This window comes from Pseudarthrobacter sp. NCCP-2145, from assembly GCF_023708005.1.
In the GTDB taxonomy this organism is placed as follows: Bacteria; Actinomycetota; Actinomycetes; order Actinomycetales; family Micrococcaceae; genus Arthrobacter; species Arthrobacter oxydans.
Window position 1 is genome coordinate 146,039 of the sequence record NZ_BRCG01000005.1, and the last position, 24,734, is coordinate 170,772.

Sequence of the window (24,734 nt, forward strand, 5' to 3'; positions counted from 1 at the left end):
CGGAAAGAGTGCCGGCACCGCCTTGCTGACCGCCATCGTCACTGTCCTCGCCTTCGACACCGGCATGGGCGGATGGATGCTTTTCATGCAATTCGGCAATTTCATGCCGGCCCCTACCGACATCAGCTTCTTCTTCCTCATGCAAGTCGGTCTGGTTCTGGAGTTCTTCACCGCATACCAGCCGTCCGCTGGCTCATTCGGCGTCGCGTCAAAGTCGTCTCGCTGTGATCGTTAAGGATGCAATGCGAGTGGGTCCACCGCGAACTCCCGCTCGCCGTGCTGGAAGCACCTGCACCGGCACGGTCTTCCGGTATGGTCACCGACACGGCTACCACAGTGGCCTCCCGAAACCCGTGCGACCGGACCCTGCGGCGTCCACGGTCGGCCACGACGACTCCGCAGCCGCGGGCACCCGCATACGGTTTCGTCGGTTTCGACGCGCAGGAGCATCCAGCCCCGGTGCCGGCAGTAGCATAATGAGAAGCGTCCGGGATGGCGAGCAGCGCGACACGAATGTGTCGGATGAACTGCCCGCTAGGAATGCCGTGCGGTCCCGCCCCAAACGACGGAAGCAAAGTGAACCGACGATGCAAATGATCTCGACAACTAAGTTCCGGGCAGTGAAGACATCTGCGATGCTGTTGTGTCTCTCATGGCTGGTTGTCGGCTGCTCAGGTGGAAACGCAGAATCCGAAGCAGCTCCAAGCGCATCGGTGCTTCCATCGCCGGAGTCCAGTCCCAACAGTTTGGCGGGAAGCGAAGTCTGCGGGGACCTTCTTGCTCAACAGGAGTCGTTCAACTATTTTCCGCCGTTGATCTTGTCCAAGCGTGAGGGAGCGCCGGAAGCGCTGGATGAGGCCATAAAGAAGGTTGAAGACGTCGACGCGTCGGCTATACCGGAGTTGGAGGCGAAGCTCAAGGATTTGGCAGCAACGATGAATCTTGGACGCGGCGAAGCGAAAGATTTTGACTACGATAAATTTGTGGCCGCCAAGATCGAGGTTGATGAGTGGATAACTAAAAACTGCCTGTGAACACCGGTTGATTCGGTCCACGGACGTCCAGTGCTTGTGTGAGTCTCGTGTCCGGCCATGAAAATTCACGAATCGTGGAACGGATCCCGGACCGCTTTCGATGCCGCCTCCGCGGTGGCTTTGTCGTCCTTGGCCCCGGTCATCCATTACCGGATTGTCCAGATCCGGCTATCGGGCCGCTGCTTTCGATGTCCCTGCTGCAGAGAAGCAAGGACTGATCACGGGGCAGCTGCCCGCGACCAACACCCGGCGCCCCAACCGCCCACAACGCCAGGTTCAGCTTCCTAAACGCGCCAAAGCCTAGCTGGTCTGCCCGAGAATATGTGACGCAATTTACATTCTCGCCCATCCTTTCCCGGAGTTGTTCCGAAGTACTGGTGCCCCCTTCCCGAGGGCACCAACGTCACACGCGCGTGTATGAGGAGATTTTCCCCAGGACGGAAGAAGAGCAATGAAACAGCACAAGCTATTGCTGGCCTCCCTGACCATGGCCGCCCTGCTGCTCTCCGGCTGCGCAACAGCGGCCGGATCGGCGTCCACCCCGGCCAACGTCTCGACACCGGCAGCTCCGCCTGAGACCGGGAACGCCGGCAACCACGGCGGCGGGCACAACGCAGGGGGTCATCATCACCCGAAGCGACCATCGACGGGCCCAGCGATGCTGCCCTAATGGTCTGCGGGAAACAACCGATGGACAGGCTCAAGTCCATCCTGGACCTGGACGCGGATCCACACACCGCCAACGACTGGGCCGACAACACCTTCACCTGCACCTATCACCTGGGCGAAGGCGCGCTGAAAATCTCCGTCAAGGAAGATAAAGACCAGGCAACTGCACGGACAACCTTCGATGCAATGCAGGGCCTTGCCAAGGACGCCGAACCCATCGAAGGACTCGCCAACTTGGGCTTCCCGGCCTATGAGACCGCAGACGGGTCAGCGGTCTTCCAAAAAGACAGCTTCGTCCTGCACGTGGACGGCACAAACCTGCCCGCCACCCTCGGGCCGGAAAACATTACCCGGAACGCCCTGGCCTACCAGCTCTCCACCACCATCCTGGCCTGCTGGGTAGAACACCCCTAACAGACACCCCGGCGGTACCCGTCAAAGGTTCACCCATAAAGGCAAACACCAGAACCGGTCCACAGGCTATAACGTCCTCGCGGTTTATCTGGCCGCCGGTGTCCTGGCGTTCGCCGGCGTGTTCTCCCCCCGGCGGGCGCTGTGCTGATGTCGGTATCCCCGATTGTGGTGGCCCTGAACGCCCAGTTGCTGCGGAGGGTGAAACTGAATCCATCCCGGGTACGTTGATCATAAGGCTGTGACCGGCACGAAGCCCCTGCCGGTACGCTTAAAACCATTGATCCGGTGTGGAAGGGAGGAAAGTTATGACCGCAGTATCACGCGGCCCCGTCACCGCTTTCCTCCTCCGTGCAGGCCTTCCGACCGCAGCACTGGCCATCATCGCAGGGATTTTCGGCATGCACATCATGACCGATGCGCACAACATGATGACCGATGCGCACAACATGCCCGCCGGGCCCGCCATGCCCGCAGCAGCTGCCGGCCCGGCCATGGCGCCGATGTCCGGCGCCCCGACCGGCAATGCCGGCCATGGGCCAGGACGAGTACCGGACGGGGCAGCAGTTGCCGAAACGGCAACCGGCTCCTCTTCCTCCTGTTCCGTCGCAGGGTTCTGTCCCGAGATGTCCGCGATGGACAACGACTGTGTGCTGTCACCGGGAAACACGCCACTGACGGCCCCTATGCCGGGAACAGCACCATCCGTGCTGCCGGAATTCGATGGCCGGGCTGCGGCCGGCACGAACTATTCATACTCACCGGACAGCCCTTCCCCCGGTGACCTCTGTATCAGCCGTACGTAAACCGGCACTTTTGCGCCGTGTCCCGTCCCGGCGCACAGCCCAGCCACCAGCACGCATGAAGCAGCCCCGCCCTCCGGCCGGGCCGCCCCTGCACGCAACGTCCAAGGCGCCCTAAGCGCCGCTGGTACTTTTGAGGACCCCGATTTTTATGAAAAAAACCCTGACCATTTCCGCTGCCGCCATCGCCGCAGCCATCGCCCTCGCCGGGTGCTCCGCCGGCCCTGAAACAGCCAGTCCGGACGCAAGCATCACGCCCGGCATAAACCATGACAGCTCCGGCATATCATCCAGCCCGGCTCCAGCAGCTTCGGCTGACTTCAACGACGCGGACACCATGTTCGCGCAGATGATGATCCCGCACCACACCCAAGCGGTGGCCATGAGCGACATCATGCTCAATAAAGAAGGTATTCCCGACGCGGTGACCCTCCTGGCGGCCAAGATCAAAGCGGCCCAAGCCCCCGAGATCGAGAAAATGACCGGCTGGCTTGAAAGCTGGGGCCAGCCCACGGTGATGCCCACGAACATGCCTTCGACCCACAGCATGTCCGGGATGATGGGCGGGGACGACATGGCCAAACTCGAGGCCGCGCAGGGTACCGAGGCCGCCAGGCTGTTCCTTACCCAGATGATCGCCCACCATGAAGGCGCCGTCATGATGGCCAAGACCGAAACCACCAACGGCAAAAACGCCGACGCGGTCCAGCTCAGCAAGGACATCGTCAGCTCCCAGGAAGCGGAAATCCAGGAAATGAAAGACCTGCTGGCCCCCCTGTAGCAAGCACACATCCGGCACCGGCCCCCTCCCGGGGGCCGGGCCCTCCCACAGACATTTCCCGGTCCACCCTTTGGAGTTTCCGTGCCCCTGCACTCTTTTACCCGTCGCCTGCCCGGGGCTGCCCTCGCGGCCGCCGCCCTTCTGTTTACGCTGTCCGCCTGCACCCCCGGCTCAACAACCGATAGGCCGGGCGCCGGCACCGCACCGTCCATTGCGGCCTCGGGCCTTCCGAGCTCCCACGTCCATGGACTCACCGTCATCGGTGACACCGGCCAGGTACTCCTGGCCACCCACGACGGCCTCTTTGACGTCACCACGTCCCCGGCCACCAAAATCGGTGACACCAACGACCTGATGGGCTTCACCACAGTCGGTGACAAGGGCCCGTTTTACGCCTCCGGGCACCCGGGCCCCGAATCGGATCTGCCCAACCCGATGGGTCTACTGAAGTCCTCCGACGGCGGCAAAACCTGGGAACAGCTCTCCCGGCAGGGGGAATCCGACTTCCACGCCATGACCATCACTAAATCCGGCATTATTGCCTTCGATGGGACGCTGCGCACCAGCCCTGACGGGAAGACCTGGACAACCGCGTCGGCCGGGTTTGCCCCGGCGGTCCTGGCCGGGCATCCCGGCAGTGACACCGTTCTGGCCACCACCGAGGAGGGTATCCAGCGCTCCACCGACGCCGGCGCAACGTGGAAGCCGTTGGACGGCGGGCCGGTGATCCAGTTCGCCGCCTTCGCGAACCCGGCCGAGGCCGTGGGCGTTGAACCGGACGGTACGGTGCACTACTCCGCTGACGGGGGGCGGACCTGGACGCAGAAGGGCCGCATCGATGCCCAGGTGGTGGCGGTCGCCGCGGTCAAGGGCGAGGACGGCATGCCCTGGATCTGGGCGGCCACCCCGGACGGGATCGTTTCCTCCACGGACGGGGGAATGACGTTCCGGCCAGCGGGCGCCTAATAGCCTGATTCCTGACTGGTTCCTGACCTGTTGGGCATACCGCTGGCGTGTCTAGGGAGAAGGGGACGGCCGGGAACGGCTCCGGCGGCCCCTCGCCCAGTGACAGGAGCCACCACGTCAGTGCCATGCTCAACGCCCGCCCCGAGGCGGACACTGCCCCGGGCCGAGACAGCCTGGCCGAATGTATTGCGGCCTGCTTCGAGTGCGCCCAGACATGTACGGCTTGCGCGGACGCGTGTCTCGACGAGGACATGGTCGCCGAGCTCGCCAACTGTATCCCGACAGATTTGGACTGCGCCGACTTCTGTGGCCGCGGGAATATCCTGACCCGGCAGACCGGCGGGCAGAGCCCTATCACGTTGTGGCGTTGAAGGCCTGCCGGGCAGCGTGCGCGGCCTGCGCCGAAAAGCATGGGGGATGCACGAGCACTGCCGGATCTGCGCCGAAGCCTGCTGCCGCTGCGAAGCCGCCCTGCGGTGTCCTCCTGGCCGGAGGCTAGGAGTTTTCGGTGCAATAGCTGCTCGTTCTAGGACGTGAGGGCCAGGGCGAGCAGTTGGACCAGGCACACTCCGCAGAGCGTGAGGCAGCAGCCGCCGCCACAGCGGCAGGGCCCCGGGCAGTGACCGCGGAGGCCCGGGCAGTCGCCCTCCGGGAAGGCCACGACGCTCTGCTGCAGCGCATCACCCCGGAAACCCGATGGAAGGCCTCAGCCAAGGGGAGGCGGATGGCTAAGACGAAGAAGGCAGCCGGCGGCCTAAGCCGACAAGCGTAAAGGGGCGAAAACCCGCTGGCTCCCAGCGGTGATAGGAGAGCCGACGGCGCGGACAACGAACAAGACGAAATGCAGCACCAGAGCGAGGGAGGAGAGCCCATGACGAAGCGGACAGAAGAGGCCAAATCAGATGGAGGTCCGGCGCCGGTGTCCTTCCCCGGAATGTTGTCCCTTGAGCAGGTCCAAGAGATCCTGAACCTGGGCGCACCGGCGGTCTATGCCCTGGTGAGAAGCTGGTGAGAAGCGGGGAGTTGAGGGACCACGTCAGGTCGGCACTTAAGGTGGCCGCGCTCCCAGGAACCATCATGTGAGCTGGACGAGGTGGGGGCGCGCCTTCGCGGAAGGTGCGCCCTCTCACCACATCCTGTTTATTGGGTTGCTGTTTGTGGCGTGGTCGATAGTTCCTGGAGGACCTTGGCGCATGCGCTGGGTACAGGCTGGATGATCTCCGCCATGCCGGTCAGCGCCAGCCGCCTGGCTGTTTCGCTGAGGGGTCCGCCGGCGATGATGACTGCTTCCGCCCCATCATTGTGGCTGGCTTCGCTCACTGCCTCGGCCAGTTCCAGATACTGCTGTTCCGGGTCCGAGGCGAGAACCAGCGGTTCGGACCTCGTCAGCCTGACCCCGGTGAACCACCGGCTACGGCCATGGCGCTTAACCAGTGCCGACAGCGACCCGGCGAGCAGGGGAGTGCTGGTCGCCATCCCGAACCGGCGGCCCTCTCCGCAGGCTGACTGGATGGAAGCCTGGCCGATGCCGATGACGGGTATGTCAAGGCTTTCGGCAAGGGCACTCCGTCCCGGGTCGCCGATGGCCGCAACAATCACCGCTTTGACAGTGGTTCCGTCCGGCCCCCTCATATAGTCGTGCACAGCGTCGTGGACGTGCTGTGCCGATTCTGCGAGGGAGTCCGGGTCGATGATCATGGCGGGGCCTCCGGCTGCCGTCAGGCCGACCACTTCCAGGCCCTCGGGTTCGAGGATGCCGGCGGCTATGTCGGTCATCAGCTGGGTGGTCCGGGAGTTGCTGTTCGGATTGATCAGGAGAACCTTCGCCTGAGCGCTGGATTCAGTGGCCATAGATGGCTCCTTCGTCCTCGGTGGCGTCCTCTTCCAGCGGCTGTCCGAACGTTTCGGGCGGGAACTGCACCACGACGCCCAGGATGATGAAGAGCCCCGCGAGGGTCGTGAACATGCCCATGAGTCCTGCGGCGTCGAAGATGACGCCGGAGATCAGCGGGAACAGCCCGCCGGACAGTGACCCGGCGGCCAGGATGATCGAGGTGCCGAACCCGCGGGTGCGGGTGGGGTACAGCTCGGGGGCGAAGAGCCAGATGGTGGTGTTCAGGATGATGACGGAGAAGTTGAACAGCACCCCGAACAGAACGACCAGGACGATGTCATTCGCGAGGAAGGCCATGGAGAGCCCAGCGGCGCAGCCGAGGATTGCTGCCCCGGTGAGGACCTTCTTGCGGGGGAGCCGGCTGGCCAGGAACGCGGCGGTTGCGGCCCCGATGAGGGATCCGGACTGCATGATGAGGGTGAACCAGAGGCTGGTATTGAGGGCGTAGCCCCGGGAGACCAGGATGGTGGGCATCAGGGTCAGCATCGAGATCTGGGCTGCGTAGGACATGCACACGGCGACGCAGAGCAGGACGGTCCGCTTCAGGAGCCGGCCGCGCAGTGCGTCCTTCCAGTGCCCCTTGGATTCGATGACAGCCGGGCCCGGCACCGCGGTGATGTAGGCTTCCGGGTCATCAATGCGGCCTGAGAGCTTACCGCTGGCGAGCCGGGTGATGACCATGTTGGCTTCATCGAGCCGTCCCTGGGACGCCAGGAACCGGGGAGTTTCCGGGACGTACCGGCGGAAAAACATGACCAGCAGGGCCGGGATGAAGAGCAGGCCGAAGACCCAGCGCCACTTGTCCGGGCCGTCGAAGAGCGTGTAGACAAGGATGCCGAAGGCCGGGGCGAGCATGTTGCCAAGGCCTGCGGCGGTGACGTTGATCAGTCCGACGGCGGTGCCGCGGTGCTTGGCTGCAAAGAACTCGGCCATCATGATCACGGCGACGGCGATTTCTCCGCCGAGGCCGAACCCGACAATGAAGCGCCCGGCGGCGAGTATCGGGTAGTTGGGTGCTACGGCGCACAACAGTGAGCCGCCGGCGAAGATGATCAGGTTGATCACCAGCATGTTCCGGCGGCCGTACTTGTCGACGATCAGCCCCGTTGCCACGCGCCCGAGCGCGGTGGCAGTGAAAGTCATTGTGTTAAGAAGTCCGATCTCGCCGGCGCCCAGGCCCCACGATTCCCGAAGGACCGGGCCGGTAATGCCGACGACGTTCTGCTCCAGTGCATCGAAGAAGACGCCCAGTAGAATCATTAAAACAATTTGGCGGTGTGCCCCGGTCACCCCGATGCGCTGATACGCCCCCTCAATCTGGTGGGCCAACGTACCCTTGCTGGACGCCTGATCCAGCGCGGCCTCACTCTTCTTTTCCATAGTGCGCACCTTTTATGAGCTTCGGAACCGGCCTCACCCTTGAGCACCGCCTCAGTTCCACGATATGAAATTCCTTTACCGCATTAAGGAATGTGACTTAGCTTACATCCGTGGCGGTGCTGGAATCAACGGGTCAAGGAACAATGCTTTGTGACTCACTCGCTTCCGGAAGACTCCGGACTGAGGCCCCAGCTAAACGAACGCGGAGAGGCTTCGGCCGCCTGCTTAGCGGTTCCGTTCCAGGCTTGCGCGGTGTGTCCAACTGGTGTAGCGGGACAACCCTTCGGGCACTGATGCTGGGCCAGTGTCATGGGTGGACGTTTCGCCGTCGACCAGTACGGGCGCCTGCGGGCGTTACGTCGCCCCCGGTGGGTCGCTCTGGATACTTACCAACAACACCGTTGGCCGTGGAAACCCCTCGGCAGAGGATGACCGGATAGTGCACTTCCCCCTTTACCTGATTGAGCGGACCTCTTGTCCTTGCCGCTAACCGGGCGCGAGGGCAGGCCCGGGAATACCGGTCCCCCTCGGAAGGAGGCTCAGGTGTCTTGCTCCGGCGGCGTCCCACCTTTGGGAGCCAGCGCGAGTGCGGGTCGCAGCATTAGGGCGTGGTTTCCAGCGGTTTTGAATCCGCCATAGTCCCGGGCAATTCCGTTCCGCGGTTCCAAGTGATCATGGCGGCCGGGACGGTCTGGCCGCCGTGGTCCCCAGGAAGGTGCAGCAGGGTCGTAACCCCTGATCGAGTGAGGCGCCGGCCCAGCTGTCAATGAAGTCAGTACTGGTGATCGGGTACCTCGGCTCGGAAAGCCACGGCGCGGCCGAGAACCGGACCGGCAACTCCAAGCGACGGGAGCCCGTCAGTGACCGGTGAAGGTCCCTCCCTAAAACGAAACGACGGGCCTCAATTCCTTGGGGCTGAGACTGCTATTTCGTCTTGCTTCACCCCCGGTTAGGGTGAAAACACGTAAGGGAGTATTCCGAAGCGCTGCAAACGTCACCACGTTAGGCATCGATGCCTCGCCGGGTGCAGCGGCCCGCCGGACGGCGGGCGGAGAGACTTACTCGGCTGGCTGCTACGCACCTTACGAAAGCAGGAACACGTTGACTGTTTCTCCGCTGATCTGGGGCATCACCATTGTGGGCATTCTGGCCCTGCTGGCCTTTGACTACTTTTTTCACATCCGAAAAGCGCATGTTCCCCACCTGAAGGAAGCGGCCATTTGGTCGTCCATCTACGTGGGCATCGCCATCATCTTCGGCGTTCTGGTCTTCGCCTTCGGCGGCCCCGATATGGGTAAGGAGTACTTCGCCGGGTACATCACGGAGAAGGCACTTTCGGTGGACAACCTGTTTGTCTTCCTGATCATCATCGCCAGCTTCCGGGTTCCACGCGAGGACCAGCAGAAGGTGCTGTTGTTCGGCATTATGTTCTCCCTGATCGTCCGCACCGGGTTCATCTTCCTCGGCGCGGCACTGATCAATTCCTTCGCCTGGGCCTTCTACGCCTTCGGTCTGATCCTGCTGGTCACGGCGGGCAACCTGCTCAAGCCGGACCACGGCAGCGGCGAAGCGGACAATTTCATGATCCGTCTGGCCCGTAAGTTCTTCCACACCACCGACCACTATGACGGCGACAAGCTGCTCACCATGAAGAACGGCAAAAAGGTCCTGACCCCGATGCTGCTGGTCATGGTCGCCATCGGCGGTACGGACATCATGTTCGCGCTGGATTCGATTCCGGCGATTTTCGGCCTCACGCAGAATGTCTACATTGTCTTCAGGGCCACGGCGTTCTCGCTGATGGGCCTGCGCCAGCTGTACTTCCTGATCGACGGCCTGCTGGACCGGCTCATCTACCTGTCCTACGGCCTGGCCGCGATCCTCGCCTTCATCGGCGCCAAGCTGATCCTGCACGCCCTGCACGGAAACAACCTGCCGTTCGTCAACGGCGGCGAACCGGTCCCAAGCATTGAAATCAGCACCGAACTGTCCCTGACCGTCATTATCTGCGTGCTGATCGTTACCGTGGTGACCTCGCTGCTGAGCAAGGCAGGCAAGGCGCAGACCGCAATCAACAACGCCCGACGCCACGCTGTCAACTACCTGGACCTCGAATACACCGCGGACCCCGCCGAGCGCGAGCGTATCTATAACGCCCTGCGGAAGGAAGAACAGCAAATCGAACAGATGGAACCGAAATACCGCAACAAGGCCAAAGACATAGAAAAAATCCGCGCCGAAGTAGCCGAGGCGCACCGCCGGCACAAGGAGTACCTCTCGCGCTAAAACGCTGGGTCGGAGTGATCGTAACCACGGACGCCCCAGAACTCCGCTTGCTGCGCGGGTTCGCGCGGCCAAGAGTTCGTCATAGATTCCCGATCGGTGCCAGGGGCCATCCGTCCCGAGGCAGACCCTGCGCGGCTGGCATTTCGGGCCCCTTTGAGGCCTCTCCCCCGCTCATTTCCGAAGGCCGATAATGGATATTCCGTCAACTTGCCGCAGCTGGGCGAACCCGTGCTTGCTGATCACGCGGCCGGAACTGGTTGCGACTTTAGTCCGTCCATGGCTGGGGTCAATTCAGGTTATCCACGGCTGGAATTGGGAGCCATTGGGGTAGCTCCCTGACAGCAGTAGCGGTGGATAACCTAGGAGAATTGTCCCCGGCTGTGGACGGGCGGACCGGACTTCTCGGTCAAACGTAGATCAATTCCGGTTGCTCGGAGGACCAGGCAAGGAACCGTGTGTCAGCTTTGGGTGTGCCCCAACTGCACGGACCTTTCCAGGACTAAGTTAGGCAGAAGGGCCTGCCACGCTGAACCTTGAGCTGGCTAGGCTATAAGCCGTCGTATAGGGAGGACCCAGGAAGGAGTTGGACCATCGCCGCAGTGCAAACACTGGTTGGAAGTCATCTCTCGTGTTCCTACCGAGACCTTCGCAGATCCGCGATGGTGGTCGTCAGCTCCTGCTCAGCGCAATCAATTGCACGGCGGTCGGTGGAAGCTCACGTGGCAGGCTCCAGCCGCTTTATAAAGTAGACCCGGCGAAATCCATCTTCGATGTTTCGGTGTGTTTCTTGATAGCCACGGCGCCGGTAAAAGGTCAGGTTATCGAGCATCGCCTCGTTCGTGTAGAGGCCCAGTTCATCGCGCCCCGCGCGACGGGCGAGCTGCTCGGCTTCGATGAGCAACGCTGATCCCAAACCCAGGTCCTGAACGTCAGGGGATACGGCGAGGTTATGAATATGAAGTGCCGCGTCCTCCAAACGGGTGATAAGCATGCCGACCAACTGGTCATCGCTCCAGGCAAGGAGGGCGTCCCCGGAGGCTGCAATCGCAGCATAATCGAATGTCATCGGAGCGGGTTCCTTCCCAATCCGCTCAACGTAGATTGCGTACGCCCTGCGGGCGAGGTCACGCATGAAAAAGCTGTCAGAGGCACTTGCAGCTGCCATTTTTATCCCTGATTTTCGGAACATCTTGGTAGTGGGCATAGCCAGTGCTGGGCCCCGGCCTAGCCTTTTCTTTCCGTAACGGAGCGACCGCACCAGGCTGACCAGGCCGCTAGCCGTTAACTCGCCTGGACGGCGGCGTCTACTTCCCCATTGGAGTGTGCAGTGGCGGGGAGATAGGCAGCAACATGATGCGTCAGGGCATGCTCGGCCAGCTCAGGATCACCAGCTTCGAGGGCGTCAACAATTGGTCGATGTGATTCGGCTGCGTCATCTAATGGGACGTCGCTGGAGGCCATTGCCAAGATCGTCATGACCTCGATTCCCAGGGCGTTCCAGGCGCGCAGCAAAGAGGCGTTTTCGGCCGCCCGTACGACGGATCGGTGGAACGTGGTACTGGCCGCAGCGAAAACCCTGCGGTCACCCCCTTCCGCCGCTTCCTTCATAGCCTCGAAGCCTCCACGAACCTCCTCAGCGTGATTGTGATAGTTACTGGCGGCTAAGCGACCGGCTATGCCTTCAAGGGCAGAACGGATGGGCACCGCCTCAACCAAGTCCTTTTCGGCTAGTTGTCGTACACGGGTGCCGACGTGGATACGGGATTCGAGCAGGCCAAGGGCTGCGAGTTCACGAAACGCCTCACGCACCGGCGTCTGACTTGTCCCGAGCTGTGCCGCTATTTCCATCTCACGAACGGGGGCGCCCAAAGGTAGCCTTCCCTGCGCAATTTCCATGACGATGAAGTCTCGCACTTGGCTGGCGACGGTCGTTCTCGTCAGCCGCTTAGAGGTGGCGTCCATGGTTCCTCGGCCTTTCTTGGAGCGCCCGGAAGGCAAGCACGAGCTTTCTAGTCTCGCCGGGCTTTGCATTCACCTTACGCGGGGCAAGGAGAAAAAGAAAGTTTTAGGCATTATCGATAATGCTTGACTTGGGGGTGATCGCGGTCATAGAGTTGCTGCTCGAACAGGCCGCCGAGACGGTGCGGCTTTCCGCTTCGGCGGGTGTCACAACGAAGTGAGATGAGGCTTTCGTGTTAGCACTTGAAGTACGGGGAGTGAGCAAATCATTCTTCGGATTCCCGGTACTGACCGGCGTAGACCTTGAGATAAGGCCGGGAGAGGTGCACGGGCTCGTAGGGGAGAACGGCGCCGGGAAATCTACATTGATGAAGATTCTTGCGGGAGTCTACACAAGGGACGTGGGCCGGGTTGTTCTCGGTGGCAAGGAGGTAATGTTCAGCCATCCTGTGCAGGCTCAGCTGGCAGGCATTTCCACGGTATTCCAGGAATTCAACCTGTTGCCGGACCGGTCCGTAGCCGAAAATATCTATCTCGGCCGCGAACCGCGTGTGCGAGGTTTCATCTCGCAACGGAAGATGAACGCAGCGACTGCAGAGCTTTTTTCATCCCTTGGTGTTGACTCCATTAACCCGGCAGCGCATGTGCGAACACTATCTGTGGCGCAGCAACAGCTCGTGGAAATCGCCAAGGCCCTCAGCTTTGACGCCCGGGTCATCTCCATGGACGAGCCAACCGCTGCGCTTGCGGATCACGAAGTGGAGCTCCTGTACAGCATCATTGAAAACCTCAAGAAGCGCGGCGTTGCCGTTCTCTACGTATCCCACCGATTGCGGGAAATTTTTAAGCTTTGTGACCGCATCACAGTTCTCAAGGATGGCGCCCTTGTAGCCACGAAGCCGGCAGAAGAACTCAACGAGCAGGAACTGGTCCGGCTTATGGTCGGGCGCCCCCTGTCCTCGTTCTTCCCGCCCAAGACCGAAGGAACAGTAGTTGGAGACACAGCGCTCTCCCTTCAAAACGCCGGGAACCATGTAGTAAACAACGTGACGCTGAAACTCCGTCGCGGGGAAATCCTGGGAATAGCCGGACTGCAAGGGTCAGGCCGCACAGAAGTCTTGGATGCTATCTCCGGATCGGCACCATTTACCCGCGGCGAGATACACGTCAATGGGGCAGCCACGACCATCAAAACAACCCGCCAAGCAATTCGAGCCGGGATTGCTCACGTCACGGAGGACAGGAAAGCTACGGGACTGCTCCTGAATCAATCAGTCATTGATAACGCTCTGACAGTAATCCGAGCCTGCTATCCCAAACGCACTTCAACTGCCCGTCAGGCTGCAACCGACCTGTTTCTGGAGCTGCAACTCTCAGCACGGGGACCGGATCAGGAGATCAGGTACCTTTCCGGCGGCAATCAACAAAAAGTGATTCTCACCAAGTGGCTGCTTATGGAACCACAAATCGTCCTTCTCGATGAGCCCACCAGAGGGATTGATGTTGGTGCGAAGTTTGCCCTGTACGTCCTAATGCGACGTTTGGCTGCCGCCGGACACGCCATCCTCATGGTTTCCAGCGAATTGCCTGAACTCATCGGGATGGCCGACAGAGTTCTCGTTATGCGTGACGGGGAACTGGTCTCCGAGCTTCCTGCCGGGTCCAGCGAAGAAAGCATTTTGCAGGCAGCGGCCGGCATAACCGACGCGGCGGTGGCAGCATGAACGCTCACAGATTCAAGTCCACTTTGAACAACGCCCTCCGGTCCAATACAGGTTCGGTATATCTGGTCTGGATCCTCGTCCTCTGCTGCGGTGCGGTTCTCACTGGGCTCTCCGGCCGCACCTTTTTTACCGAAGGGAACATCACCGACCTTCTGACCAGCACCACCGTCCTTGGCCTGGTTGTCGTCGGACAGACCCTCGTCATTCTCCTTGGAAGCCTTGATCTGTCCGTTCCATTCGTGCTTAGCCTTTCCAGCGTCCTGGCCGCAGGAGTCATGGCAGGACGATCAGAAAACTTTACTGCCGGTATCGTCGCAGCGGTTTTGGTATCCCTCGCCATTGGACTCATCAACGGCCTGCTCGTCGGTCTGGTCAAGATCAATGGCTTTATCGCCACGCTCGGTACAGGTCTCGTGGTTTCGGGATACCTCTTCACCAACTACCGCGGAAGCACTGGCAAAGCATCCCCTGAACTTGCCGCCATCGGGTCAGCCTCCTGGGGAGTGGTGCCATGGACGACAGTTGCCATGGTCCTATGCCTGGTGGCCACAGCCCTGTTTCTGAACAGGACCCGGACAGGGCTCCACATTTACGCCGTTGGCGGGGATCCCGCCGTCACAAGGATGTCAGGAATCAGGGCATCGTTACCCGCAATCGTGGCTCACTCCCTTTCCGGACTCTTCGCGGGCCTCGCCGGACTGGTCATCGTCGCACGTCTGGGCGTCGGCAGCCCCGAGGTCGGCACCCAGGGTGGTTATGACCTGCTCTCAATTGCGGCCGTCGTGGTGGGCGGAGCAGTCCTAGCCGGCGGAAAAGGATCGATTTGGGGCTCGCTCGGCGGCATCCTCATCTTCGCGACCATCGACAGCCTGCTGGGAATCATGGAAGTCAACCCCTACCTGAAGGAAGTAGTCAGGGGCCTCATCATCATCATCGCTGTCGCTGTCTATGCGAAAAGAAACCAACTCAAACGATCCGCGCGCTTCGACTCACTGCGGACGAAATCAACCAGTTCAATGAAGGAGGGAAGCATCCGATGACCACAATCAGGTATTCCGCCCAAAGGCAGCCCCTGTTTTCACGAACCCTGCGTTCCTTCGCCACACCCAGTGGAGCGATTTACTTGCTCCTCCTCGCCCTCCTTATCATCCTGACCTTTTACAATCCATCCCTTGCAGAACCGGACCAGATGACCCGGTTCATTGGGAGGTCAGTACCAATCGCGGTCGTGGCAATTGGCCAGTACTTCGTCATCGTCGCAGGGGAATTCGACCTGTCAATGGGCGCCGTCATCTCGGCTCAGGTCGTTCTTGCCGGAAATCTGATTGGCCAGGAGCCATCCCGGATCCCGCAGGTCATGGTGCTCATGGCGGTGCTGGGAACCGTCGTAGGTCTGGTCAACGGCGTACTGACCTCTCTACTCAAGGTACCCAGTTTCATCACAACGCTCGGAACGGCACTGGTCCTGTCCGGACTGACTTTCTACTTCACCGGCGGCGCTCCCAGCGGAAACCCGGCCGATGCCTTCCGCGCCATTGGCCGCGGTGGACTGCAAAATGTCCCCCTTATAGGATTCGTGCCCTACTCAGTTCTGATTCTGCTCTTCGTAGCTATAGGCGCGGCCTGGCTCATGAAAAGACCGTTCGGACGAATGCTGATTGCAGTTGGTGACAATCCTGCGACAACAGCCCTTGCTGGTGCCAGCCCCTGGTGGATCCGTACTAAAGCCTTCATCCTTTCATCCACGGCAGCCACCGTGGCAGCAGTTCTCATGGTCGGCTACGCCGGTGTCAGTCCGGTTGTCGGACAGGGCTATGAGTTCACGGCCATCACGGCCGTCGTCCTCGGCGGCGTCGCCCTGGGAGGTGGACGCGGCGCAGTCCTGTCCGCGGTAGCAGGGGCATACGTCCTGGAAACCCTCGTCAGCATCCTCAACTTTGCCGGCGTCCAATCGACGTGGCGCCCTTCAGTTCAAGGCGCAATTATCATCCTCGCTCTCGGCATCCCACTGCTGCGCATGAGGCGCCCAGCATGGATGACGAGAAGGCCGGTAAACCGCAACACCCCGGATGACCAGTAACAAATAACAACAACCCCCTGGCCACAGCAGGCCACTTCGAAAGGAACAACGTGCCTACACAAGGGACCAAAACAAAGATGTTTGCGGTGCTAGGTGCAGCCGCCATGATGATCACCGCGTGTGCTCCCGGTTCGACCGCTGGTGCGGAAACCTCTCCGGGTTCCACCACCACAACCAATGACTGGTTCAACCAGGCACAATTCGATCTGGAAAACTCGCAACGGACTGCAACCTTTGCCGGGGACCCATCCACCCCCTATCTTCAGCACCTCGACGGGCCAATGGTAGACGCCACAGCATTCAAAAAGAACGCGCCGGCCAAGGTCTGTTTCTCCAACGCTGCGCTCAGTAACACGTGGCGGCAGACCGGCTGGATCACCATGAACGAACAGCTCAAGGAGCTGCAAAAGCAGGGTGTCATCTCGCAAATGGAAACCCGCAACGCCCAAGACAGCGACAACACACAGGTTGCTGACATCGACTACTTCGTGAACCAGCAATCCTGTGACGCCTTCATCATCGCCCCCAACTCGCCACAGGCAACGGCACCGGCAGTGGAAAGAGCCTGCAACACAGGAAAACCCGTCATCATCTTCGACCGTGGGGCCGGCACGGACTGCGCAACCACATTCATCCACTCCGTGGGCGGCATGGCCTGGGGAATTGATTCAGCGACGTTCGTAACAGAAAACGTCAAGCCAGGAGGACACGTAGTAGCACTGCGTACGGCGCCTGGAGTTGACGTTTTCGAGCAGCGCTGGGCTGCTGCCCAGCACATTTTCAGCAAGGCAGGGCTGAAATACACGGACTACATCACCGGTGCCGACCCCACGAAAATCAAAGCAGTCGTGGCCGATGAACTCGCCAAAGGAACTGTCGATGCCGTTTGGGTGGACCTGGGCGACCAGTCGGTTCCAGCTATCGAGGCCTTCGAGGATGCCGGCAAGGACATCCCTGTGGTGACCGGCGAAGACAACCTCTCTTACCTCAGGGCATGGAAGAACAAAGGGTTCAAAGGCTTCGCATCCGTGTATGACGCCTACCAGTGGCGAACTGCGCTCCTTGCGGCAGCGTCCCTCTTCCGGGGCGAATCCATCCCCAAGGATTGGGTGTTGCCGCAGGTACCAGTCACTTCCGAAGATCTCGACAAGGTACTGAAGACCAACGAGGGAATGCCCGATTCGCATTACGCAGCCTTCGGCGGCGAGGACCTTCCAGGCTTTCCGCAGGTATGGCAAAAGCGGGTCATTCCCTAACCGCACAGGGAAGGGCCGGGAAGAACGTCCTTCCCTCCACACTTCACTTCAGTTCGAAAGGAAAATCCATGGCGGCAGACAGCGCTGTTTTTTCGCCCCATCCAGACCTATTTCCACCTGCGCGCGTCGCAGAGCTCATCGTGCTGGCAAAAGCGCTTTATCCACACCCGGACCTACGGGACGGACCTTACACCCGGACTGTTTCCAGCATCATCACACAGGCCGCATCAGACCCCGGGCTATACCGAACCCTGTCGGACGGATTAAGGGACTTGGCCCAGATAACAACTTCGCCAATCCGCGACATGGATTCCAAGGCCATTGATTGCCTGCTGCGAGCGGTTGAGCAAACGACGTTCTTCAACACTCTGCGTCCGCTGGTTGCATTTCACCTTTACGACGACCGCGAAGTCTGGGAATTCATCGGCTACCCGGGGTCTTCGTTCGAACACGGCGGCTACCTGCACCGCGGATTCGACGACCTGGCATGGCTTCCCCAACCCCGCATCGAAGAACCCACCGAGTCCCTCCTCCCCATCGGGCCCCTCCCAACGACGTCTCCTGACGTGACCGAATACGCAAGGACAGCCGGATGAAAAAGTATGACCTCACTGATGACGACGTCGCCGTTATCATCGGTTCCGGCCCCGGCGGTGCCACCTTGGCCCTCAGACTCGTACAGCAAGGCCTTAAAGTCGTGCTTCTCGAAGCAGGCCCATGGATCACCAACGACAAGTTCATCAACGACGAACGGGAGTCCTACAAGCAGCTCACATGGACCGACACCCGCCTGGCAACAGGATCATGGAGCCTCGCGAAGGACTTCCCCGGCAGCCCGGCGTGGAACGGAAAGGCCGTCGGTGGAACCGCGACATTCTGGACCGGACTGACACCCCGATTCAAATGGCACGAGTTCAAGACACACACGTACTACGGAGACCTGCCCGATGGGACCATCGCAGACTGGCCACTGGACCTGGACGAACTCGACCATTACTACACCGAAGCGGAAAAAGCGGTGGGAGCCTCCCACCGGCACGGCCGACCTCCACTGCCGGCGAGCAACGGCTACAAGGTTCTGGCGAACGGCGCCGAACGAATCGGATACCGCCATTACGCAACAGGCCCCTACGCCACCAACGTTGAACCCTACGATGGCCGCCCGGGCACAGTTCAGGACGGCTTCGCCATGGCAGGCGATAAAAGCCGCGCCAAGTGGTCACCACTTGTCAGCGAGATACCAAAGGCCTTAGCCACCGGCCTGCTGGAACTGCGGACCGAAGCCCAAGCCGTACAAATCACGCTAGGCCCTGACGGCCGCGCGGACGGCGTCGTCTACACAGACACCGTCGGAAACCTGCAACGTCAACGGGCTCGCCTCGTAGCTGTAGCAGGAAACGCCATCGAGACGCCACGCCTGCTCCTGCTTTCGGCTACCTCGGGCCATCCCGACGGCCTTGCGAACTCCTCAGGCCAGGTCGGGCGCAACTATATGCGGCACACCACCGGTCTCGTCTACGCCGAGTTCCCCAACGAAGTCCATATGTACCGCGGCGAACCAATGGCAGGCATCATCAGCGACGAATCGCGGCATGACCCATCACGGGGCTTCGTTGGCGGCTACTACATCGAGATGATCGCCCAAGGGCTGCCCTCATTCAGTACCTTCATGAGCCCGGGGGAGTGGGGGCCACAATTCACAGAAAAGGTAGAAGCCTACACCCGCACAGCGGCACTTTGGATTTGCGGTGAGGACGTTCCGCAGGCATCCAACAGAGTGACCCTAAGCAACACCGTCACCGACCGCCTCGGTCTGCCCGCACCTGTCGTCCACTACGACGACCATCCCAACGACATCGCCATGCGGAACCACGGCTACGAGCAGGGCGAGAAACTCTTCAAAGCTGTCGGCGCCATCCGCACAACCAGAGCCCCGGGGATGCCCTCCGGCCACAACCTGGGAACAGCCCGAATGAGCCAGAAGCCTGATGAAGGCGTCGTCAACAGTTTCGGTCAAGCCCACGACGTACCTAACCTGTTCGTCTCCGACGGGTCACAATTCACCACCGGCGCTGCCGCGAACCCCACCCTGACAATCGTCGCCCTGTCGATGCGACAGGGCGACTACATCGGCCGGCAGCTCAGCGCGGCAGCTCTGTAGACATTCCGTTCCGCTGCCCTACCAGCCATCGAAAACAGCAACAAGGAGCATCATGGCAATCGCGACCATCGACCCCACCACGGGCATCACCCTGAAAACCTTCGACGCCCATACGCCCGAAGAGGTAGAAAACCGGATCGCCCGTGCGGAAGCAGCATTCCGGTCACTGCAGAACACCTCCTTTGAAGAACGCGCCCGCTGGATGCATAAGGCCGCTGACATCCTCGAAAGCGAAGCCGACGAAGTGGCCCGTCTCATCGCCACCGAGATGGGCAAAACCTTAACGACAGCAAAGTACGAGGCCCTGAAATCAGCCACCGGCATGCGGCACTTCGCCGATCACGCCCAGCGCTACCTTAGCCCGGAAACCCCGGTCCCGGCGAAAGAGGTCAACGCCTCCAACCTCCACGTACAATTCGACCCGTTAGGCGTCGTTTTGGCCGTTATGCCCTGGAATTACCCCCTTTGGCAGGCCGTCCGCTTCGCCGCCCCCGCACTAATGGCGGGCAACACAGGGCTCCTCAAGCACGCCTCAAACGTTCCTCAATGTGCGCTGTACCTGGGAGACCTCTTCGCCCGCGGCGGTTTTCCTGAAGGCGCGTTTCAGACACTGCTGGTTGAAGGCAAAGACGTTATTCCCCTCGTGGATGACGCAAGGATCAGGGCGGTCACCCTGACCGGCTCCGTCGCTGCCGGTTCCGCCATTGCTGAAGCAGCCGGCAGGAACATCAAAAGGAGTGTCCTGGAACTGGGAGGCATGGATGTCTTTATCGTCATGCCCTCGGCCGATATTGAAAAGGCTGCTGCCCAGGCAGTAATCGCACGCCTTCAAAACTCGGGGCAGTCCTGCATCGCGGCCAAGCGCTTCTACGTTCACGAAGATGTCTACGACCGCTTTGAACATCTGTTCGTTACAGGTATGGCCGAAGCAGTTGCCGGTGACCCCTTGGACGAAAGCACCAGCTTTGGCCCCCTGGCCACGGAGCGAGGACGCCAGGACGTTCATGAACTGGTTAGGGACGCCCGCGAAAAAGGGGCAGCAGTTCAGTGTGGAGGAGAAATACCGGAAGGGGAGGGCTGGTACTACCCGGCGACTGTCCTCACAGGCGTAACAGAGGACATGCGCATCTACCGGGAAGAATGCTTCGGCCCCGTGGCCTGCCTCTACAAAGTGTCATCACTCCAGGAAGCCATCGCTCTCAGCAACGACTCTGATTTTGGTTTGAGCTCAAGCGTGTGGACGAATGACGAGACCGAAGCGACCGAAGCAGCTCGATCAATCGAGGCCGGGGGCGTCTTCATCAACGGTCTGACGGCGTCATTCCCGGCGGTGCCTTTCGGCGGCCTCAAAGACTCCGGCTACGGACGTGAGCTCTCCGCCTATGGAATCCGGGAGTTCGTAAACATCAAGACGGTCTGGACCTCCTGACCCACCCGACACGGGGCGGCGCTGGCCCTACTAACCCTCAGCGCCGCCCCTTCAACCCTTTTCTCTGAGGAAAATATGACTAAAACAGCGATTGTCCGCGTCGCCATGAATGGCATCACCGGCCGGATGGGTTACCGCCAGCACCTGCTGCGTTCCATCCTCCCGATCCGCGACGCCGGCGGCTTCACCCTCGAGGACGGCACCAGGGTCCAGATCGAACCGATCCTGGTGGGCCGCAACGAGGCCAAGATCCGCGAACTTGCGGAAAAGCACAAGGTCGCCGAATGGACCACGGACCTCGACTCGGTCATCAACGACCCCACCGTTGACGTCATCTTCGACGCCTCCATGACCAGCCTCCGCGCCGCCACCCTGAAGAAGGCAATGCTCGCCGGCAAGCACATCTTCACCGAGAAGCCCACCGCCGAAACCCTTGAAGAGGCCATCGAACTTGCCCGCATCGGCAAGGAAGCCGGCGTCACGGCCGGCGTCGTTCACGACAAGCTCTACCTGCCCGGCCTGGTCAAGCTCCGCCGCCTGGTGGACGAGGGCTTCTTCGGCCGCATCCTCTCCATCCGCGGCGAGTTCGGCTACTGGGTCTTCGAAGGCGACATCCAGGCGGCCCAGCGCCCGTCCTGGAACTACCGCAAGGAAGACGGCGGTGGAATGACCACGGACATGTTCTGCCACTGGAACTACGTCCTCGAGGGCATCATCGGCAAGGTCAAGAGCGTCAACGCCAAGACCGCCACCCACATCCCCGCCCGCTGGGACGAAGCCGGCAAGGAATACAAGGCCACCGCGGATGATGCTTCCTACGGCATCTTCGAGCTCGAGACCCCGGGCGGCGACGAAGTCATCGCCCAGATCAACTCCTCCTGGGCAGTGCGTGTCTACCGCGATGAACTGGTGGAGTTCCAGGTTGACGGGACCCACGGCTCCGCCGTCGCAGGCCTGAACAAGTGCGTCGCCCAGCAGCGCGCCCACACCCCCAAGCCCGTCTGGAACCCGGACCTGCCCGTCACCGAATCCTTCCGCGACCAGTGGCAGGAAGTCCCGGCCAATGCCGAGCTGGACAACGGGTTCAAGCTGCAGTGGGAAGAGTTCCTCCGCGACGTCGTGGCCGGCCGCGAACACCGCTTCGGCCTCCTCTCCGCCGCCCGCGGCGTCCAGCTCGCCGAACTCGGCCTGCAGTCCAACGACGAACGCCGCACCATCGACATCCCGGAGATCACCCTCTAATGACCTCGCTCATCCTTCCCTCCCACGACGGCGGCACCCGCGAATACCGGCTGCAGGGCGGCACCTCCTGGGCCCGCCCCACCGCCCCGCTGACTGCCCGGCGGGCCTACGCTGCCGCGCACGTCATCCCCGAAGTCCTCGCTGACAACACCCCCGGCGCCCCGGCCCGGCTCGACTGGGACGCCACCATGGCCTACCGCCATGAGCTGTGGTCCTACGGGCTCGGTGTGGCGGACGCCATGGATACTGCCCAGCGCGGCATGGGCCTCGACTGGGCGGCCACCCAGCAGCTCATCAAGCGGACAGGCGTCGAGGCCGCATCGGTGGTCGCAACCGGAAACGCTGCGACAGCGGGCAAGACCGTCCGGGACCTGGTTTCCTGCGGCGCCGGCACGGACCAGCTGGACATCGACTCCCTGCCGGCCGGCGAAGCGGGCATCAAGGCCGTGCTTGAGGCCTACCGCGAACAGATCGCCGTGATCACCGAAGCCGGCCCCAAGGTCATCCTGATGGCCTCCCGTGCCCTGGCCAAGGTTGCCAACGGCCCTGACGACTACCTGAAGGTCTACTCCACCCTGCTGCAGGAAGTGGACCAGCCCGTCATCCTGCACTGGCTCGGCACCATGTTCGATCCCGCACTGGCCGGCTACTGGGGTTCGGACGATGTCGCAACCGCCACCGAGACCTTCCTGGGCCTCATCAAGGACAACGCGGACAAGGTAGACGGCGTCAAGGTCTCCCTGCTGGATGCCGGCCACGAGGTTGCACTCCGCGCGGCCCTCCCCGAAGGCGTCCGCCTCTACACCGGCGACGACTTCAACTACCCCGAGCTCATCGACGGCGACGGGACCCACCACTCCGACGCCCTGCTGGGCATCTTCGCGGCCATCTACCCGGCCGCCTCGGTTGCCCTCCAAAACTACGACGCCGGCAACGCCGCCAAAGCACGCGAAATCCTGGACTCCACCAGGGAACTGGGCAAGCACATCTTCAGCGCCCCCACCTTCTACTACAAGACCGGCATCGCGTTTATGTCCTGGCTCAACGGCAAACAGCCCGGCTTCCAGATGGTCGGCGGTCTGCACTCCGGCCGGTCCGTGTGCCACCTCGCCAAGACCTTCGAACTGGCCGACCAGGCGGGCCTGCTCAAGGACCCGGCACTGGCTGCCTTCCGGATGTCTGAATTTTTGCGGATAAGCGGGATCTAGATGGACCTTGCCAGTCCGCGCCCGAATGGACACGCACGGGTTCTCATCGCATCAGATAAATTCAAGGGCTCCCTTTCCTCACGAGAGGTCGCCGCCCATCTCACTGCTGGTCTTCGCAGCGTGCATCCAGCCGTTCAGGTCAAACAGCTGCAGGTCGCTGATGGTGGCGAAGGCACAGTAAAAGCGGTGATCAGTGCAGGCTTCAGCAGCCATCTCGTTCAAGTCAGCGGTCCCACAGGACGTCCAGTTGTCGCAGAATTTGCAACACGGGGCAACGAAGCCGTTATTGAGATGGCAAATGCCGCTGGCTTAGCCCTTCTCCCAGGGGGTGCCTCCGCTCCGCTGACCGCTAGTAGTAGAGGAGTAGGAGAACTCGTCTGCGCAGCACTCGACCTGGGCTGTAACAAGATCGTCATCGGGGCTGGAGGAAGCGCCTGCACTGACGGTGGGGCTGGATTCCTGGCGGCACTTGGTGCCGAATTTCTCGATGCCAAGGGTCAACCTCTGCACGAGGGCGGGGGGTTTCTGATGGACCTCGCCTCCGTGAATCTGGACAACCTGGATAAGAGACTTCGTCGGGCGCGATTCGTTTTGGCAACAGACGTTAACAACCCATTGCTCGGTCCTGAGGGTGCAGCAGCGATATTCGCGCCCCAAAAGGGGGCTACGAAGACCGACATCGCGCGCCTCAAAGCCGGACTTGAGCAGCTAGTCGCAAGTATGGAGCAAGAAATCGGTCCTCGGGCTATTAGAGCTGCCGCAGTACCAGGAGCGGGATCTGCGGGCGGGCTCGGTTACGCTGTCATCGCAGTCCTGGCTGCGCGAACCCAACCAGGAGTCGTTGCCTTCCAAAACATACTGGAACTGAACCACTACATCGCGGACTCAACACTCGTAATAACCGGTGAGGGAAACATGGACGAGCAAAGCCTCGGCGGGAAGCTGCCCCTGGGTATCAGTCGCATCGCTTCAGAACACGGTGTACCAGTGATTGCAGTCTGCGGAAACATCGCCCTGGACGCTTCGCAAGTTGAGCTCGCTGGTTTCACCCGGGCCTACTCTCTGCGGGAACTGCAGCCCGATCTGTCCCGATGCATCAACCAAGCTGGGCCACTGTTAGAACAAATTGGGAGCACCATCGGATCTGATCTTCACAAACTGGGTGCATGACGGACACGACGGGCAGGGCAGGTCGCACGTTGGAGGCAAGAATATGAGCAAATTCCAATACCTTGAGCCCGGCAGCCGAATTGAAGCATGGGACAAAACCGGCACCCGCTGGCAAGGAACCGTTGATATGGCAGACCCTGATTTTGGCGTTATTTGGATCCACACAGACGTTGGGGAACGCAAACTCCTCGACTTCCACGAGCATACGATCCTTGCGGCCCTGCCGGTAAATCTGCAACCTGAATCGCTCAGGCCTGTGTAAGACTAACGCCGATAATGGA

23 protein-coding genes and 2 pseudogenes are annotated in these 24,734 nt (G+C 61.2%); 21 read left to right on the plus strand and 4 right to left on the minus strand.

Annotation, left to right across the window (positions count from 1 at the left end; all coding sequences use genetic code 11):
- Window positions 1–13: 13 nt before the first annotated feature.
- From NFU08_RS06185 to NFU08_RS06225, 9 genes and pseudogenes are all read left to right on the plus strand, one after another.
- Window positions 14–235 (plus strand): annotated as a pseudogene (locus NFU08_RS06185) (DUF4396 domain-containing protein); the annotation flags it as partial.
- 241 nt (window positions 236–476) lie between these two features.
- On the plus strand, window positions 477–1,034 hold the full coding sequence (locus tag NFU08_RS06190; protein WP_251421452.1) for a hypothetical protein: 558 nt from the start codon (window positions 477–479) through the stop codon (window positions 1,032–1,034).
- Between the two features lie 451 nt (window positions 1,035–1,485).
- Entirely contained in the window at window positions 1,486–1,704 is a 219-nt protein-coding gene (locus tag NFU08_RS06195; protein ID WP_251421454.1) for a hypothetical protein, read from the plus strand.
- Window positions 1,705–1,724: 20 nt separating this feature from the next.
- Window positions 1,725–2,117 (plus strand): hypothetical protein, encoded by a 393-nt coding sequence (locus tag NFU08_RS06200; protein WP_251421457.1) that lies wholly within the window; start codon window positions 1,725–1,727, stop codon window positions 2,115–2,117.
- A 305-nt stretch (window positions 2,118–2,422) separates the two neighbouring features.
- Window positions 2,423–2,920 carry a hypothetical protein gene (locus tag NFU08_RS06205; RefSeq protein WP_251421459.1) on the plus strand — a complete coding sequence of 166 codons (498 nt, stop codon included), beginning with the start codon at window positions 2,423–2,425 and terminating at the stop codon, window positions 2,918–2,920.
- 148 nt (window positions 2,921–3,068) lie between these two features.
- Window positions 3,069–3,698: a DUF305 domain-containing protein gene (locus NFU08_RS06210; RefSeq protein ID WP_251421462.1), complete on the plus strand. Its 630-nt coding sequence runs from the start codon at window positions 3,069–3,071 to the stop codon at window positions 3,696–3,698.
- 87 nt (window positions 3,699–3,785) lie between these two features.
- Entirely contained in the window at window positions 3,786–4,664 is an 879-nt protein-coding gene (locus NFU08_RS06215; RefSeq protein ID WP_397425333.1) for a F510_1955 family glycosylhydrolase, read from the plus strand.
- 125 nt (window positions 4,665–4,789) lie between these two features.
- Window positions 4,790–5,201: pseudogene (locus NFU08_RS06220) on the plus strand (four-helix bundle copper-binding protein).
- A gap of 334 nt (window positions 5,202–5,535) precedes the next feature.
- A complete protein-coding gene (locus NFU08_RS06225) occupies window positions 5,536–5,676 on the plus strand; it encodes a hypothetical protein (RefSeq protein ID WP_251421468.1) in 141 nt (46 codons plus the stop codon).
- Window positions 5,677–5,804: 128 nt separating this feature from the next.
- On the opposite strand, the gene NFU08_RS06230 is transcribed toward NFU08_RS06225, so the two are convergent.
- Entirely contained in the window at window positions 5,805–6,515 is a 711-nt protein-coding gene (locus tag NFU08_RS06230) for an aspartate/glutamate racemase family protein (protein WP_251421472.1), read from the minus strand.
- Complete coding sequence (locus NFU08_RS06235; RefSeq protein ID WP_251421476.1) at window positions 6,505–7,938, minus strand: MFS transporter; 1,434 nt, start codon at window positions 7,936–7,938, stop codon at window positions 6,505–6,507. Before NFU08_RS06235 ends, NFU08_RS06230 begins: the two co-directional genes overlap by 11 nt.
- 1,101 nt (window positions 7,939–9,039) lie before the next feature.
- Between NFU08_RS06235 and NFU08_RS06240 the strand changes: the two genes are divergently transcribed.
- Window positions 9,040–10,224 carry a TerC/Alx family metal homeostasis membrane protein gene (locus NFU08_RS06240; RefSeq protein WP_251421479.1) on the plus strand — a complete coding sequence of 395 codons (1,185 nt, stop codon included), beginning with the start codon at window positions 9,040–9,042 and terminating at the stop codon, window positions 10,222–10,224.
- A gap of 715 nt (window positions 10,225–10,939) precedes the next feature.
- Here the strand turns inward: NFU08_RS06240 and NFU08_RS06245 are convergent.
- Both NFU08_RS06245 and NFU08_RS06250 read right to left on the minus strand, forming a co-directional pair.
- Window positions 10,940–11,428, minus strand: coding sequence for a GNAT family N-acetyltransferase (locus tag NFU08_RS06245; RefSeq protein ID WP_049785989.1), 489 nt, complete (start codon window positions 11,426–11,428; stop codon window positions 10,940–10,942).
- Window positions 11,429–11,505: 77 nt separating this feature from the next.
- Window positions 11,506–12,186, minus strand: coding sequence for a GntR family transcriptional regulator (locus tag NFU08_RS06250; RefSeq protein WP_013599263.1), 681 nt, complete (start codon window positions 12,184–12,186; stop codon window positions 11,506–11,508).
- Window positions 12,187–12,440: 254 nt separating this feature from the next.
- Here NFU08_RS06250 and NFU08_RS06255 point away from each other — a divergent pair, with 254 nt between their 5' ends.
- The 11 genes from NFU08_RS06255 (at window position 12,441) to NFU08_RS06305 (ending at window position 24,715) form a co-directional block, all read left to right on the plus strand.
- Window positions 12,441–13,907 (plus strand): sugar ABC transporter ATP-binding protein, encoded by a 1,467-nt coding sequence (locus tag NFU08_RS06255; RefSeq protein WP_309296831.1) that lies wholly within the window; start codon window positions 12,441–12,443, stop codon window positions 13,905–13,907.
- On the plus strand, window positions 13,904–14,947 hold the full coding sequence (locus NFU08_RS06260; RefSeq protein ID WP_251421482.1) for an ABC transporter permease: 1,044 nt from the start codon (window positions 13,904–13,906) through the stop codon (window positions 14,945–14,947). Before NFU08_RS06255 ends, NFU08_RS06260 begins: the two co-directional genes overlap by 4 nt.
- Window positions 14,944–15,987 carry an ABC transporter permease gene (locus NFU08_RS06265; RefSeq protein ID WP_013599267.1) on the plus strand — a complete coding sequence of 348 codons (1,044 nt, stop codon included), beginning with the start codon at window positions 14,944–14,946 and terminating at the stop codon, window positions 15,985–15,987. The genes NFU08_RS06260 and NFU08_RS06265 overlap by 4 nt, the downstream gene beginning before the upstream one ends.
- Window positions 15,988–16,091: 104 nt before the next feature.
- Window positions 16,092–17,243 (plus strand): ABC transporter substrate-binding protein, encoded by a 1,152-nt coding sequence (locus NFU08_RS06270; protein ID WP_251421484.1) that lies wholly within the window; start codon window positions 16,092–16,094, stop codon window positions 17,241–17,243.
- Window positions 17,244–17,311: 68 nt separating this feature from the next.
- Entirely contained in the window at window positions 17,312–17,839 is a 528-nt protein-coding gene (locus NFU08_RS06275; protein WP_251421487.1) for a hypothetical protein, read from the plus strand.
- The gene (locus tag NFU08_RS06280) at window positions 17,836–19,404 is read left to right on the plus strand and encodes a GMC family oxidoreductase (RefSeq protein ID WP_013599270.1); all 1,569 of its coding nucleotides are present in this window, start codon (window positions 17,836–17,838) and stop codon (window positions 19,402–19,404) included. Before NFU08_RS06275 ends, NFU08_RS06280 begins: the two co-directional genes overlap by 4 nt.
- Window positions 19,405–19,456: 52 nt before the next feature.
- Window positions 19,457–20,833 (plus strand): aldehyde dehydrogenase AldH, encoded by a 1,377-nt coding sequence (gene aldh, locus NFU08_RS06285; RefSeq protein WP_013599271.1) that lies wholly within the window; start codon window positions 19,457–19,459, stop codon window positions 20,831–20,833.
- A 75-nt stretch (window positions 20,834–20,908) separates the two neighbouring features.
- Entirely contained in the window at window positions 20,909–22,075 is a 1,167-nt protein-coding gene (locus NFU08_RS06290; protein ID WP_251421490.1) for a Gfo/Idh/MocA family protein, read from the plus strand.
- Complete coding sequence (locus tag NFU08_RS06295) at window positions 22,075–23,283, plus strand: dihydrodipicolinate synthase family protein (protein ID WP_251421492.1); 1,209 nt, start codon at window positions 22,075–22,077, stop codon at window positions 23,281–23,283. Before NFU08_RS06290 ends, NFU08_RS06295 begins: the two co-directional genes overlap by 1 nt.
- Entirely contained in the window at window positions 23,284–24,453 is a 1,170-nt protein-coding gene (locus NFU08_RS06300; protein ID WP_013599274.1) for a glycerate kinase, read from the plus strand.
- Window positions 24,454–24,496: 43 nt separating this feature from the next.
- Entirely contained in the window at window positions 24,497–24,715 is a 219-nt protein-coding gene (locus NFU08_RS06305; protein WP_013599275.1) for a hypothetical protein, read from the plus strand.
- Window positions 24,716–24,734 lie beyond the last annotated feature (19 nt).